The 14,531-nt window shown below is 59.3% G+C and carries 13 protein-coding genes and 1 pseudogene; 4 read left to right on the top strand and 10 right to left on the bottom strand.

Annotation, left to right across the window (positions count from 1 at the left end; all coding sequences use genetic code 11):
- Positions 1-31 precede the first annotated feature (31 nt).
- The 4 genes from NIM86_RS13980 to NIM86_RS13965 all read right to left on the bottom strand — a co-directional run bounded on the left by NIM86_RS13980 (position 32) and on the right by NIM86_RS13965 (position 4,280).
- Positions 32-1,354, bottom strand: coding sequence for a TRAP transporter large permease subunit (locus tag NIM86_RS13980; protein WP_253383040.1), 1,323 nt, complete (start codon positions 1,352-1,354; stop codon positions 32-34).
- Complete coding sequence (locus tag NIM86_RS13975; protein ID WP_253383039.1) at positions 1,354-1,845, bottom strand: TRAP transporter small permease subunit; 492 nt, start codon at positions 1,843-1,845, stop codon at positions 1,354-1,356. The genes NIM86_RS13980 and NIM86_RS13975 overlap by 1 nt, the downstream gene beginning before the upstream one ends.
- Positions 1,846-1,915: 70 nt before the next feature.
- On the bottom strand, positions 1,916-2,950 hold the full coding sequence (gene dctP / locus NIM86_RS13970) for a TRAP transporter substrate-binding protein DctP (RefSeq protein WP_253383038.1): 1,035 nt from the start codon (positions 2,948-2,950) through the stop codon (positions 1,916-1,918).
- A gap of 25 nt (positions 2,951-2,975) precedes the next feature.
- Positions 2,976-4,280, bottom strand: a complete 1,305-nt coding sequence (locus NIM86_RS13965) for a hydroxymethylglutaryl-CoA reductase, degradative (protein ID WP_253383037.1) — start codon at positions 4,278-4,280, stop codon at positions 2,976-2,978.
- A 114-nt stretch (positions 4,281-4,394) separates the two neighbouring features.
- Between NIM86_RS13965 and NIM86_RS13960 the strand changes: the two genes are divergently transcribed.
- Entirely contained in the window at positions 4,395-5,735 is a 1,341-nt protein-coding gene (locus NIM86_RS13960; RefSeq protein ID WP_253383036.1) for a PLP-dependent aminotransferase family protein, read from the top strand.
- A gap of 696 nt (positions 5,736-6,431) precedes the next feature.
- On the opposite strand, the gene NIM86_RS13955 is transcribed toward NIM86_RS13960, so the two are convergent.
- The 5 genes and pseudogenes from NIM86_RS13955 to NIM86_RS13935 all read right to left on the bottom strand — a co-directional run bounded on the left by NIM86_RS13955 (position 6,432) and on the right by NIM86_RS13935 (position 10,475).
- A complete protein-coding gene (locus tag NIM86_RS13955) occupies positions 6,432-6,782 on the bottom strand; it encodes a MurR/RpiR family transcriptional regulator (protein WP_253383035.1) in 351 nt (116 codons plus the stop codon).
- A 5-nt stretch (positions 6,783-6,787) separates the two neighbouring features.
- Positions 6,788-7,349: pseudogene (locus tag NIM86_RS13950) on the bottom strand (IS5 family transposase); the annotation flags it as partial.
- 67 nt (positions 7,350-7,416) lie between these two features.
- Entirely contained in the window at positions 7,417-7,965 is a 549-nt protein-coding gene (locus NIM86_RS13945; protein WP_253383033.1) for a hypothetical protein, read from the bottom strand.
- Positions 7,955-9,169, bottom strand: coding sequence for a DUF3500 domain-containing protein (locus NIM86_RS13940; RefSeq protein ID WP_253383032.1), 1,215 nt, complete (start codon positions 9,167-9,169; stop codon positions 7,955-7,957). The genes NIM86_RS13945 and NIM86_RS13940 overlap by 11 nt, the downstream gene beginning before the upstream one ends.
- 607 nt (positions 9,170-9,776) lie before the next feature.
- On the bottom strand, positions 9,777-10,475 hold the full coding sequence (locus NIM86_RS13935) for a helix-turn-helix domain-containing protein (RefSeq protein WP_253383031.1): 699 nt from the start codon (positions 10,473-10,475) through the stop codon (positions 9,777-9,779).
- 148 nt (positions 10,476-10,623) lie between these two features.
- Here NIM86_RS13935 and NIM86_RS13930 point away from each other — a divergent pair, with 148 nt between their 5' ends.
- From NIM86_RS13930 to NIM86_RS13920, 3 genes are read left to right on the top strand one after another with little or no spacing between them, the layout of a single operon-like run.
- Positions 10,624-11,055, top strand: a complete 432-nt coding sequence (locus tag NIM86_RS13930; RefSeq protein WP_371872907.1) for a pseudoazurin — start codon at positions 10,624-10,626, stop codon at positions 11,053-11,055.
- 47 nt (positions 11,056-11,102) lie between these two features.
- Positions 11,103-12,314, top strand: a complete 1,212-nt coding sequence (nirK, locus tag NIM86_RS13925; RefSeq protein ID WP_371872906.1) for a copper-containing nitrite reductase — start codon at positions 11,103-11,105, stop codon at positions 12,312-12,314.
- Between the two features lie 17 nt (positions 12,315-12,331).
- Positions 12,332-13,081 (top strand): SUMF1/EgtB/PvdO family nonheme iron enzyme, encoded by a 750-nt coding sequence (locus NIM86_RS13920; RefSeq protein ID WP_253383029.1) that lies wholly within the window; start codon positions 12,332-12,334, stop codon positions 13,079-13,081.
- Between the two features lie 37 nt (positions 13,082-13,118).
- Here the strand turns inward: NIM86_RS13920 and NIM86_RS13915 are convergent, their stop codons facing one another.
- Entirely contained in the window at positions 13,119-14,324 is a 1,206-nt protein-coding gene (locus NIM86_RS13915; RefSeq protein WP_253383028.1) for an NnrS family protein, read from the bottom strand.
- Positions 14,325-14,531 lie beyond the last annotated feature (207 nt).

The following is a 14,531-nucleotide window of genomic DNA, read 5'->3' as shown; positions in this document are numbered from 1 at the left end:
CTTCAAAAGCCTACCCAGGTTCGGTCATGTCTCACCTGGTGTTTTGAGTCAGCATCTCCGGCAGCGATGTGACGATGGAGGGAAAGAGCGCGAACAGGATCAGAACACCGACCTGAATAAGAAAGAAGGGCACCACCCCGCGATAGACCTGACCGATCCCGATCCCATCCGGCAGGACACCTTTGAGATAGAACAGCGTGTATCCGAAAGGCGGGGTGATATAGGCCATCTGGGCCGTGATCATGAAAAGCACGCCGAACCAGAGCGGATCGAAATCGAGCGCGGCGATAATGGGTAGGAAGACCGGCACGCAAAGAAGGATGATGCCGATCTCGTCGAGGAACAATCCAAGGAAGATCAAGACAAGCATCATGGCGCCGAGGACGATCCATCTGGAGGCCTCGAGGTTCTCGACAAAGCTCAGAACGGAATCGGCCCCGCCGGTTGCGACGAAAACGGAGATGAAGGCCCGCGCTCCTATCGTGATCCAAAGAATCATCGCCGTGACGCGCAACGTATCGGTCGCCGCTTCAGAGAGCATCGGAATGGTCAGGCGTCGCGTGACGATGGCAGAAAGCGCGGCGCCGAGCACGCCGACCGCGGCGGCCTCTGTCGGCGTCGCAATCCCCGTATAGATCGATCCCAGTACACCCAACACAACGACCGCCGGCAGGATCAGGCTCTTCAGCTTACCCAGCTTGGCACTCAGGGGAATATCGTCGACATGCTCGGGCCGCGGCGCGAGGCCGGGATTGAGCCAGGTGCGGATCACGATGTAGGCGATATAAGATCCCGCGAGAATGAGGCCCGGTACGATACCGGCGGCGAACATCTGCCCGATCGAAATCTGCGCTGTGATGGCATAGACGATGGTGACGACCGAGGGCGGAATGAGGATGCCAAGCGTGCCGCCGGCACAGATCGCGCCCAGAGCAAGCGGCGGGTGATAGCCACGCGAAAGCATCGAGGGCAGGGCGAGAATTCCCATCGCCGCCACCGCCGCGCCAACGACGCCGGTCATCGCCGCCATGATGGTGCAGATCACGATCGTGCCGACCGCCAGCCCACCGTTCAGCCGCGCGAACCAAGTCTCCATCGCTTCGTAGAGCGCGTCGATGATCGCAGACTTCTGAAGGATCGAAGCCATCAGAACGTAAAGCGGTATCGCCATGAGCGATTCCGATGTCATCGTCTCGAATGTGTTGAGCACGGCGACGATGAGTGCAGACGGCCCCCAGAGCAGGATCGTGGATATGAAGGCGATCGCTCCCAGCACGAACGCCAGTCCCGCACCACTCAGCATGAAGACGATGAGTGCGGTGAACATGAAGAGGAGAATGAGCGAACTTTCCATTATGCGGGCTTGGGTCTGGCAAAGATTTGGACAGCATCCGCAAGCGCCTGAAGAGCGAGCAGGAGGGCCGCGAGCGGCAGGAATGCCTTCGCCGGCCAGAGGACGGGGTTCCATGCCGAGTAGCTGGTCTCGCCGTAGGAGAAGGATTGCAGGAACAGGGGCAGGCTGAACCAGAGGAGGATGAGGCCGAACGCCGCAGCCAGAACGAGACCGACGATCTGAAGCAGCCTTGCAAACAGGCCGGTCGCTTTTGCAGAAACGATGTCGACGGCAACATGTCCGCCGAGATGAAGGAGGTAAGGCCCGCCCAACAGGAAGAATGGCCCGAAGATCAACGTCGCGAGTTCCGGCGCCCATGACGTCGGATGAGCGAGAAAGTAACGCGAGATAACCTCCCACAGCATCAGCAGAACGATGATGTAGACGAGCCATTTCATCATATGAAACAGGGCCCGGTTAAGCGCGGTGATGAACCGTGCCAATTTCGACATTGAATGCTCCGCAAGTGCGGCACCGGCCATGCGCGTCGAGGCGACGGCAAGACCGATGCGGTGCCGACGATCAGATGAGGCGCAATTCCTGCATCAGGGTGATCTGACTTTCCATCATGCGCTTGGAAAGATCATCCGTCGCAGCCTTCTTCCAGGAATCGATAGCCTTGTTGCGCGCCTCCGCGACATCGGCCGGGTCGAAATCGATGACCTCCACGCCTGCATCCTCGAACTTCTTCAGATATTCGCCATTGGCGACGAGGATATTCTGCCGGAGTGTACCGGAAATTTCCCGGGCTGCGACGGCCAGCGCCGCTTTTTGTCGGTCGTCCAGCGCATCGTAGGCACGGGTATTCGCGACATAGGACGTCGCCGTCGTCGGCTGATGGACACCGGGCAGGATCAGGTAAGGCGCCACCTCATGCAAGCCCTCTTCGTAGTTGGCTTTGATGTCTCCACGGTCGGCGAAATCGATCAGCCCCTTATCGAGTGCGGAATAGACTTCCGACGTCGGCAGCGGTGAGACCGAAACACCGAAATCGCTCATGACGGCCGCCGCAAGGCCGACGAAGCGGCCCTTGAGCCCTTGCATATCCGAAATTTTGCGAATCTCGACCTTGGAATGGATCGGCTCTTCGCCGTAGACCGTCGGCGCGATATAGGAGAGACCGGCGGAGGCATAGCTTTCCCAGACCAGATCGAGGCCGCCACGCTCGTAGAACCACGCTTCGTACTGGTCGGGCTCCGGAAATCCGAACGGAACGGTCGACGAGAAACCGTGAGCCGGTATTTTCCCAGCCGTATAACCGTCAAACGTCTTCATCATCTCAAAAGCGCCGCCGCGCACCGCATCGAAAGCTTGCGCGGCGGGTACAATCTGGCCGCCTGCGAAAGGTGTAATCTCAAGCGAGCCGTCGGTCAGTTCTGCGACGCGCGCACAAAATTTTTCCTCGAAGAGCATCGGTGTGGTGCCGCCGCCCCAGAGCGCTTGCATCCGCCATTTGGTTGCGCCTTGCGCGCGGGCAACGCCACTGGTGAGAATTGCCGGAGCAGCGAGGGCTACCGTGCCGAAGCGCAGCATTTGGCGTCGGGTTGTATTTGTCATTGATCGTCCTCCCATTTTGAAACGTTCAGGCGCCTTCAAGCACCCGTTTTGCACACGCGACACTGACGTCGCCTTCTGCAACAATGGCTTTCGCTACGCGGTCGATGTCGCTACCGGTCGCACCCGCCGTGATGGCGATATTTCGGGCGTGCAAGGTCATATGGCCGCGCTGAATACCTTCGGTGGCCAATGCCCGCAGCGCTGCCATGTTCTGGGCCAAGCCGACGGCTGCCGTGACTTCCGCCAGTTCTTTCGCAGATGTGACGCCCATCAGCTTGAGGGCCGCCTGAGCGGCCGGATGGGTGCGTGTCGCTCCTCCCACCAGGCCAAGAGCCATTGGCATCTCCAACGTGCCGACCAACGCCCCGTCGGCCCCGATCTCCCATGTCGTGAGCGATGTATATCGACCGTTGCGCGCAGCGAAAGCGTGAGCGCCGGCTTCGATTGCGCGCCAGTCGTTTCCCGTCGCGACCACCACCGGATCGACGCCGTTCATGATCCCTTTGTTATGGGTTGCAGCACGATAAGGATCGATGAGAGCAAGAGCACACGCTTCTATTATGCCCTGCGCGACCTCTGCGCCGTCAAACGATTTGTTGGCAAGGGCGCTGACCGGCACGCGAACGCTCGCGGTCACCACACGCTTGTCGGCGAGGTTCGACAGAATACGAAGCCGCACCTTGCCGCCCGTAATCTGCTCGACGTCCGGCGCCAGCAGTTCTGCCATGGAGTTGACGGTGTTGGCTCCCATCGCATCGCGTACATCGACAAGCAGATGCATAACGACCATGGGACCGATAGGACTTGCCTCGAAAACTTCGATTTCAATGTCCTTGCAGCCGCCGCCAAGATCGACGAGCACGGTATCCTTCGTATTGGCCTTCTCGACCAGTTCGTCCCTATGCCTCAGAAGCGCCGCCCGTGCGCCGAACGGATCGGCGAGGCCGACAATCTGGATCTGTGCACGCATGATCGGCGCGGTAGAACTCGCCGTGAAGCCGCCGCCGGCGCGTGCGAGCTTTGCCATATAGGATGCAGCAGCGACGACCGATGGTTCTTCGACCACCATCGGCACCAGATAATCGCGGCCGTTGACGACAAAATTCGTCGCAATGCCGAGTGGCAGTTCAAACGTGCCGATGACATTTTCGATCATGCCGTTGGCGACATCGATGGGCAGGCTCGAGGCTTCGGACAATGCTGCCTTGGCCGTCTCGTCGATCCCGGCTGCGACAGCCACTGCATCGCGACGCGCGGCAGGCTCCATGTCCCGCATGCCTTCGATCCGCGAACTTTCGGTCCGAGCGCTTCTGGGTGCGCTGTCAGTCATGTTCGGCTCCTCCTCGAACTGAGCGGAGGATCACCGGATTTGACGCGCTTGTATTGGTACAGTCTGATAAAATACCATTATCTGTACCTGCATTATTTAAGGTACGGTGTTCGCATGTCGGTTACGAAAACGGAGCGGATCTTCCAGTCACTGCGCCAGAGGATCGAAAGCGGTGAACTCCAGGAAGGCGCCAAACTGATGTCACTGCGACATGCCGCAGAGAGTTTCGGCGTGTCGAAGAACATCATCGTGGCGGCCTATGACAGGTTGGTGGCTCAAGGGTGGGCCAGATCACGCCAGGGCGCGGGATTTTTCGTCAGTCGTCCTGCTGCTGCGACCGTGGAATCGGTCAACTTCCGGGAAGCGCGTGACAGCGTGTCGCTTCTCCATGCTCAGCTGGAGAGATCGTTTGAGGTGCTTGTGGGTGATGGTCGGCCACCGGAAAGCTGGCTTCTCAACGCGGCCCCGGCGATCACATTGGGCACCGGCGAGAGAGGGTATGGCGGACTTCATGGTCTTCTGGCGCTGCGCGAATATATCGCCGCGTCGCATGTTTCGGCCGGGATCAGAGTGGCGCCCGCGCAAGTCGTGACAACGTTCGGCGCGAACCATGCGCTGGATCTCGTCATACGGCGCTTCGCATCGCGCGGCGACACGGTCTTGGTCGACGACCCCGGATATTACCCACTTTTTGCAAAGCTCAAGCTTGCTGGCGTGAATTTTATCGGTATTCCGCGCGGTCCCGCCGGACCTGACCCCGACGCGTTATCGCAAGCGGCGACAGCGCATCGGCCCCGGCTGTTCTTTACGCAGTCGCTGGCGCAAAATCCGACGGGCTGGTCGTACGATCTGCCAACGGCTCACGCGGTGCTAAAAATTGCCGAACGACTGGGAATGTTTGTGGTCGATGACGACCCATTTATCGACTTACCCGGTGTAGATGGTGTTCGGCTCGCTTCCCTCGATCAATTCGAGCGTGTCATTCAGATCGGCACGTTCTCCAAAATTCTCTCGCCATCGCTGCGCTCGGGATATCTCATTACCGCGCCACAGATCGCGACCTCCCTGGCAGAGTTGAAGATGGTTTTGACGGTCAGCAGTTCGAGTTTCACCGAGCGTCTCATTGCCGAGGTGATACGCTCGCGCCGTTTCGAAAAACAACGAAATCAACTCGCAAAACGTCTGGCAAGAGAACGCGATGCCGGCCTCGAACGTCTCGCGACCGTTGGCATGATGCCGGAACCGCTGCCGGCTGGCGGGCTTTATGGCTGGCTTGCTCTGCCTGACGGTTTCAACGATCTCGATGTTGCAAGGCAGGCGGCGAAGCGTGGCATATTCCTTGCGCCGGGCACACTCTTCAGAACGAGCGAAGCGCCGCAGACTCCGGCGCTCCGTCTCAATTGGAGCCGTGTGAACGACAGCCGCTTCTTCTCATTCTTACGCGGCCTCTCTTGATCGCGGGTACAGTCGAGACCTCTTGCGACAGTTACATCACCCTCTATCTTGCCGTTATCTTGCCGTTATCTTGCCGTTATCTTGGTGATTTTTCCGTTTGGTGCGAGAAACCGACCGCCGCTTTCGCCGAGTTGAAGTCGCCGGCAGCGTACTGCATGGAGGAATCTTTACGGGCCCAACTGCCGGATTACTAAATAGCCTCTACAATATAGTTGACATAATTTATCTTATGGAACTTATCTTGATTTTACTATTTATAAACAATATGTTGGACCAAACGCTCTGTGGTGGGATCGCGTCACCCGAGGCAGATTCAGGCCGGACGTGGGCCGCTTAGAGCCGTATTTCAGTCACCTACGAAAGTCTTCCGTCCTTCCGACACCCGGCGAACCGAACTTCTCATCCGATTAGTGCTTAACTAAGTCGAATGTATGCTGAACGAGAAACTGCAAGTGACGGACACGTGACGATTCCTGCTGCCTAGGCTCGACTGATTTCGTGCTCTCAATCGCCTGAAGCGCCGGCGGCGCCTTCCCAAAATACCGTTGACCGACGCTCGTCACTTGGCCCGCGGTGTTGATCCGCTTCTGTATAACCCCTGCCGTTTCAGTTCCTTGCCACGGGCATTCATCTTCAGCTTGCGTTACAAAGTAGCGGTTGTCCGAAAGCTGAGACACCGCCAGCGAGCCGAAAGCACTATAGGTGTTTCGAAATGATGGTGTCCGTGGTCAATTCCACGTGCTTACGGATGGCTTCGTCGCGGCCGTAGATGTCGATATAAATGCTGTCCGCCAACGCGATCTGGCTAGTCACGCTCGCGCCGGAGCCGCTTGTGACTGGAGAATCGGATGCGACGGCGACGAGGTGAAATGTTGAATGCTCTTCGACAGGGTTCTTTCGCCGACTGGTGATTCCTACTATCGGGGTCTTCGATTTCACCGCCAGCTGGCAGATATCGACAATGTCGCGCGTGGCGCCTGAAGCGGAAAAGACGATCAACAGATCCTTCGGCCCGAAACTGGTCGCCAGCATCGTCGCCAGATGCATGTCCATGGGACGATGGCAGACTGACGCACTCGCTTTCGCAGGCTGTTGGCGTCGTATCCTTTGTCCCCGAGCAGGTATCTCGCGCCCCTCAGTCCAGCCATAAGATTGGGCGCAACCGGGCTGTCTGCCGCGTTGCCGCCGGTGAGCACGAAGGCAAACGAGCGTCCGATCACGTCGGTAAGGGCATGGATTTTTGTGGTTTGCCCGCCCCGCGCCGGGCCAATAGCCTGATTTTTCGCCCCCCTTTGCCGCCATGTGCCGAGCGATGCGCATTGATGTAGGTGCTGTCGATGGACGTGCTCTTGGTCACTGCGCTGGAAGTCGCAAGCGCCTCGACCAGACCGGTCCAGAACCGTTTGCGAGACCAGCGGTTGAAGCGGTTGTAGATCGTTGTCGAAGGGCCATAGTCTGACAGGCAATCGCACCGGCGGCACCCAACCTTGAGAACATGAATGATGCCGGAAATCACTCGGCGGTCGTCGATACGGCGTGCGCCGCCATTGTTCCTCGGCAAAAGCGGCTCGATCACCGCCATTGGTCATCTGACAGCCAAAACAGGCACCCCATCTTAAATCTGATTTGCCGCATCAAATCAATATCATCAATGAGTTTTGACCCTAACCTCGTCGTGACCTCATTCCGTCGGTACGTTTAGTGGCGCGGTCCGCAATGTCTGCGGATCGGGCGCGATAATGCCGATCCGTTGCGGTTGATTATGTGAATCGACAAGAAAGACCTCAGTCCGGTGGGTGACGACGCGCTCCATTACGGCGTCATAATTCAGGGTGAAGGGTGTCACCATTCCATTTGGTGGCGACAGGGCAATTTGTGCGTTCAGGACGGCATAGCGGCCATGGGGACCGTCGCTCTTGCCGAGTTCAAGTCGAGTGACTTCTGCACGCCAGACGATACCATCAGCAGATGAAGCGCGGGTGTGGGCTTGCAGATAGGCGCGGATTTCGTCGTAACGCTCCTTTATGGTTTGTGCGTTCACAGGCCGCCCCAGCGGAACCACCAGCGCCAACTCCGAGACCGGGATCGATACCTCAGCTGCGACGAGGTCGGCCGCCCGGTGAAGTATGACCGCCGTTTCGGGCACCGGATGCGCTTGCGCGACAACAGAACTGAACGCCAAGGCTAGAGCAGCGCCCCGAATCAACACGCCCAGGCGATCAGAAATCATAGATCGCACCATAATCGGTTTCGTGATCGCGCCAGATGGTGTGGTAGTGAATCTGGTCGCCAAAGATCACGCCATCCTGGCAGACGAATTCGATCCAGACACGTGGGCCGTCGATGCGCACATAGTCGGCGTGCTGGTCCAGAGAGGTGCCTCCGGAAAAGGCGATATAGGTCTCGTCAAGCTCTACCTCATAGTCGGCCATGATGCGCTCGGCAGAAGTATCGGCGGTATCGCCGACCCAGGCCCGAATCGCTTCCATCACCAGGGCTTTCTGGTCCGCGCTCAAATCGCCCACGCGCAGTCCCTGCTTTTCGGCCGGAAACTGGCCATCCTTGCCCGGGCCGAGCAGGACATCGGAGAAGGCGGCATCCAGCTTGGCCTCCGCCTGATGATCGGCGGTGAGACTTGCCAGCATGGCGACCAAGGCGTCGCGGTCGTCGGTCAAGGGCGAATAGGTCACGCCATCATTGGTCCAGACCTTTGGCTCGACGCCGATGAAGTTGGGCGTGGCACTTGTCTCTTGCCCGCCCGAATAGGTATGCAGCGTGCCGAGGTGATGGCCGCCGAATTGCAGGTGCCAGGCTTCACTTGTGCTGGGGGCGCCCAGAATGGCGATGAAGTAGGCCTCGCTCGAATAGGCCAGTCCGCCGCCTGGCCCACCCATACCCTCGGGAGGCTGCATCCCCTCCGGCTGGTCGCCAGCGTCAGGGGGCGGCGCCATTTCGGTGGCGATCCCCGCTTCCTGTGCCAGCGTAAGGATATCATCCGCCATCATGATCTGCGTCAGCTCGTCAAATCCGCCGGCACTGGAAGCCGCTCGGATGAGGCCCAACGCTGCCTTTTGCTGAGTCTCGTTCAGATCGGCCAAGGCCAGACCGACCCGGCAGTTCGCGCCACACGGAAGGTTGGACCAGGCGGTCGCGTTCTCGGCGGTCATTGGAAGCTGTACCTTCCCCCTTTGGTCGTCGCTTAAAGTATCCAAGAAGCGGTCGGCCATGCACACGACAGTATGCGCTGGTGTGTCCAGATCAGTGCAAGTTTCGGGCAGGGCCAGTCCGGCTCCGGGCTGAACAAGTCCGGTGACCTCGATCGCGCCGTCGTCGCTCATAGAGATGGCCGCTCCCGAACTCTGTGCGAAGGCGATGGAACTCAGGCCGGCAAAAATAAGCGTCGCAGCGGCGAAGACGGGAGGAATGCTGATCATGTTTTTTTCTTTGTCCTTAGGCTTGTATTTTGCGGCGTCGAAGGGCCGCGGCCATTGGCCTTCTTGACGGAGCGGGGCCACCCGGATCGTTCAGTCGGCACGAAAACCAAAAGACTGGTCCGCAGGAGGCGAACCTTTGGCTGATGGAACGGACCAAAAAGGGTGGAGAGAGAATAAGATCGTTCACTCCGTTCCACATGCATGTTCGCGACTTTGGTTCCCGCAGCGGCAACTGTCAATTCGAACTCATAGCAGCCGTCGATGCGGAGTGTGTTTGAAGATCAAATCCATGAATCAGTCGGCGGCAATCGATTCATAGAACTTATTAGACATGGGAATCCGTGTCGGCGAAACTCCTTACATGTCCCTACGCGAGCCCGATCCCATCCATCTTCGTGCCGTCGGGATCACGAATGGCGAGCTCACCGACACTGACGCCCGGCTCACGACCCCTTTTCTTGAGGCACACATCGCTATCGACCAGCCATTAGGTCAGCGAGGGCGCCTCGTCGGCCTCGGCAAGCTCCGGACACTTATTTTTAGTCTTTTGCAAACAGTATGTTGGATCAAACGCTCTGCAACAAGATCGCTTTTGCCCGATGCGGATTCAGGCCGGACGTGGGCCGCTTAGAGCCGTCAGCCGGTTCGGCTGGCGAACCATGATCTGTTTGCGGCGGCTTTCCACTATTCCCTGCCGCTCCCAGGCGCTGAGAAGTCGGCTCACCGTGTGTAGCGTTGTGCCGGTCATGTCGGACAGATCCTGACGGGTGATGGGAAAGTCTATGACCGTGCCACCTTCGGCCTGGCGTCCGGTCTGGTCGATCAGCCGCAAAAGCGTATTGGCCACACGCTGTTCGACATGCAGCACAGACAATTCCACAATGCGCGTCTGCATCTCTCCAAGTCGCTGACCGACCGTGCGGTAGGTTTCGGTCGCAAAGCCTTCATATCGGGTGACAAATTGCGGCCAGAGGTCCATCGGCCACCAGAGAGCAATCACTTCAGCCGCGGCCTCGACGGTCGCCGGATAGGTCGACCGGCCGAACGCCCGCGCTATTCCGAAGAGCTGGCCAGCCGGAACATGAAGCGCAGTGACGTGCTCTCCTTCCGATGTGATGTGCAGGGCGCGGACCGTCCCGTCCAGCAGAAGGTAAAACCGCGTCGCCTCCTCTTCTTCATGATAGACGGTCGCGCCTTCAGCAAACCGTTGTGACGTGGCCAGATCGAGGATTTCGCGGATTTGCTTTCGATCGAGCAGAGAGAAAGGCGGCAGGCGATTGAGAAGGCTTTCGTCCAGCTTGGCCACTGTTTCGTCCTAGCGATTCAATCGGGCCTGCAAGGATCTCGGCAGGTCACGCCGAGAATGGTCCGAAGTTTGATTTTGCGCAATATGACTGCCCGCCATCCTTCCTAAAAGGAGTTGTCCGACATTCCAAGACAGAAAGGAAATGGCAATGTTTGCCAAGATCAGCGCCGCCCTTGTGATCGCGACCGCTCTCTCGGGCGCAGCATCGGCAGCCACCGTCGAAGTGGAGATGCTGAACAAGGGCAAGGAGGGCACGATGGTGTTCAAACCCTCCTTCGTTCACATCCAGCCCGGCGATACGGTCAAATTCATCGCAGCCGATAAGGGGCATAACGCCGAAGCCATTGAGGGCTTGATCCCGGAAGGGGCGGAACCGTTTGCCGGCAAGATCAACGAAGAGATCGAAATCACCCCGGAAGTGCCCGGCATATACGGCGTCAAGTGCAAGCCTCACTTCGCCATGGGAATGGTGATGACCATTGCCGTCGGTGAGGATGTCGATGTGCCTGCCGACTATCTGGAGCGCCGCCTGCCCCCCAAAGCCAGGGACAGGCTGGAGGAAGCTCTCTCAAACCTTTGATCCGATTTCCGGCATCGGGCTCCGACCCGCAGAAAAAGGCAAATGACATGACCAAACCGACTGACAGCGGATCGATTTCCGCCACCCGCCGTACCGTTCTACTGGGAACCGCGCTCGCTGGTGCAGCAACCCTGACAGGGGCAACCGCGACTGCAGCTCCAGTGACGCGCCCAGCCCTCCCAGCCACGCCGAAAATGCCAAACCCGGCTATCCTTCGCGCCCAGCAGCAGAAGGCCGCTCCGGCAGACCTCAGTGGCCATGAACGCGTCAAGCTGGACCTGGTGAAGCCGCCCTTCGCGCCCAAGCACGAGCAGGTCGCGAGCGGCGATCCAAAAATCGTGGAAATCACGATGAACGTCGAAGAGAAACTGATGGTCATCGACGATGACTCCGGCGCATCGATCTGGGCGATGACCTATCATGGCACCGTTCCGGGTCCGCTGATCATCGTTCACCAGGACGACTACGTGGAGCTGACGCTGCGCAGTTCTCCCCGAAACCAGTTGGAGCACAATATCGACTTTCATGCTTCGACCGGCGCGCTTGGCGGCGGCGGGCTTACCCACATCTATCCGGGCGAGGAAACCGTTCTGCGCTGGAAGGCGACCAAGGCCGGGCTCTTCACCTATCACTGCGCGCCGGGCGGTGCGATGATCCCCTACCATGTATGCCACGGCATGAACGGAGCGGTCATGGTGTTGCCCCGTGACGGTCTGAAGGACGCCGCCGGTAACCCGCTACGCTATGACGACATCGCCTATATTGGCGAGCAGGATTACTATCTGCCGAAGAATGCCGACGGCACCTACAAGACCTACGCCAACGCCGGCGACGACTATGCGGAATCACTGGAAGCCATGCGAACACTGACGCCTACGCATTCCGTTTTCAACGGAGCGGTCGGAGCGTTGACCGGCGCAAAGGCATTGAAGTCGGAGGTCGGCAAGACCGTGCTGATGATCCACAACCAGGCCAATCGTGACACGCGGCCCCACCTGATCGGTGGCCATGGCGATTATGTCTGGGAGAGCGGATCGTTCACCGATGCGCCTCAAACCGGTCTGGAAACATGGTTCATCCGTGGCGGCAGCGCCGGCGCGGCGATGTACACCTTCAAGCAGCCGGGCGTCTACGCCTACGTCAATCACAATCTGATCGAGGCTGCGCTTCTTGGCGCAACGGCGCATTTCGTCGTCGATGGCGAATGGAACAACGCTCTGATGGAACAGGTCGTCGCACCCCGCACTTCGGCGACCTGAATTGAAGGTGCGGTGAAATGAAAGTCCCCATCATCCGACAATCCCTGGTTCTGACCGCTATCGGTCTGGCTGGGATTGCCATGGCGGCGGGGGCTTTCACCAATTATGGCTTCTCTGGCCGGTCCGGCGATCTGTCGGTCCTGCCGGAGACCGTTCCGGTCAGGCTTACCGTCAAAGGCCAACCAAAAACGCTCTGGGTCCAGCCTTACGAACTGTCCGTTGCAGAATGGAATGTCTGCCACGAGGATGGCGGCTGCGACCTGCAATTGCGGTCCAGAAACGGGGCCGATCCGGCGCGTCTGCCGGCGACCGGCCTCAATCACGATGACGCCATCCAATATGTGCGATGGGTCAGCAAAAGGACCGGCCATACCTTTCGCCTTCCGACCGCCGCCGAATGGACCGAGATGGCGAAAGCCGTCATGCCGGAAAAGGCCGATCCGATCTTCAACGCGCCCGAACTGAGCTGGGCGTCGGCCTATATTGTGGACGAGCAAAAGAGCCGCACACTCAAACTGATCGGCGCCCATTCGACATCACCGGATGGCGTCGGGGATCTGGACGGCCCGGTTTGGGAGTGGACGCAGGATTGCTACTCCGGCGACATCGATCCTGAACGATGCCCGGCCTTTCTGGTCGCTGGCGAGCATGTCACGACCATTCCCTTTCTGGAGAGAGATCCGGCCCGTGGAGGTTGCGCCGTCGGTTCGCCGCCCGCCCATCTCGGTCTGCGGCTCGTTTCCGACGAGCAACCGCCCGCGTCTTGAACTCCGTCTACACTCATAGAAACGTAGTTGGGCGAAGTCAGCCCGCTGTGCTTCGCCTGCGTTGCCGCAGGAGAAGTGGACCGTATAGCGCGACAAATCCGAAGAAGGCGATGCACCAGAGGACACCGGACGCCTCGACCAGAAGAGGCCACGTGACGAAGGAAGCCAGAAACCGCAACGCCGTCGCGCCGACAATGGCGAGATAGATAGCGATCGTCCATCGATCGGCGTGAAGCGGATGGCCCGTGTGTCCAAGCGTTGCACGGGTCATGACGGCCAGGGTCATCGTGCCGATAGCGCCGGCCATCCACAGATGCTGGGCCGCCTGAGGCGAAACAAGGTCCGGCCAGAGGATTGCGGCGCCGACAGCCACCGCCCCGAGTGGCACGAACAGATAGGCGATGTGGAGGATTGCAACCAGCGCTTCGGCATGGGTGAGGATGCCTTGCCAGCGGACAAGCCGGAGCAGATGGCCGACACCGATGAGAATGAGCGCGAGACCGGTCAGCGGGTGATGCGGCAGCAGCACCCATAGCGAAAGGGTGGCGGCGCTGAACATGACCAGCACCTTGTCGAAACGTTGCATCGGCGGCACGGGAAGCCTGACGCTCTTCTGTTGAACGAGCCAGTTGCGTGTGAAGGACGGTATGATTCTGCCGCCGACCAGCGCGACCATCGTCAGAGCCGCGCCGAGGCCGAGCCGGATGCCCATGCCGCTGGCGGCGTAGCCTCCCCACGCGGCCTCGAGATGATAGAGCAGATTGGCGAGCGTGAAGACCGCCAGCAGCGCCAGGACGGTCAGGTTGCGCCAGTTCTTCCCCGCGACGATCTCACGCAGGATCATCGCGCCGAGCAGGATGGTGAACGACAGATCCGCAACGGCGACCAGCCACGGCAGAAGATGGGCGGAGAATAAAATCGCGACACGTCCGGCAAGCCATAGGATCGTCAGAAGGCCAAGAGGCCATCCGACCACTGGCAGCCGCCCGGTCCAGTTCGGTACGGCTGTCAGCAGAAACCCGGCGATAATGACGCTGAGATAGCCGAACAGGAAGGCATGGGCGTGCCAGGAAACGGGATCGAACCGCGAAGGCAGCGACATCGCGCTGGCCAGTATCGCGATCCAGACAATCATGGCGAAGCCGGCCCATAGCGCTCCGAACAGGAAAAACGGTCTGAAACCGTAGGACAGGAGTGCCGGGCCTCGCCAACGTCGTATCTGTTCCGCAGATGAAAGAGTCATGTGTCGCTCGTTGAATGTTCAGAAGCGCGCTCGCACTGGCTCGGCGTAACCGCATGTCCAGGGGCGACAGGCCGATGATCGACGGCAGTTTGACACGGTTCAGGGCGGTCGAGTTTGCCTTTCGTCAAACTGCCATCATCCGACCCCGTTTTTTGAGGAAACGCAGCCGAGATAGCCTCTACCGCCAAAGCATAGCCGGCTTTGTTT

This window comes from Notoacmeibacter sp. MSK16QG-6 (assembly GCF_024158145.1).
Lineage (GTDB): Bacteria > Pseudomonadota > Alphaproteobacteria > Rhizobiales > Rhizobiaceae > Notoacmeibacter.
Note: the sequence above shows the minus strand (reverse complement) of the source record. Positions and strands in the feature narration are given on the sequence as shown.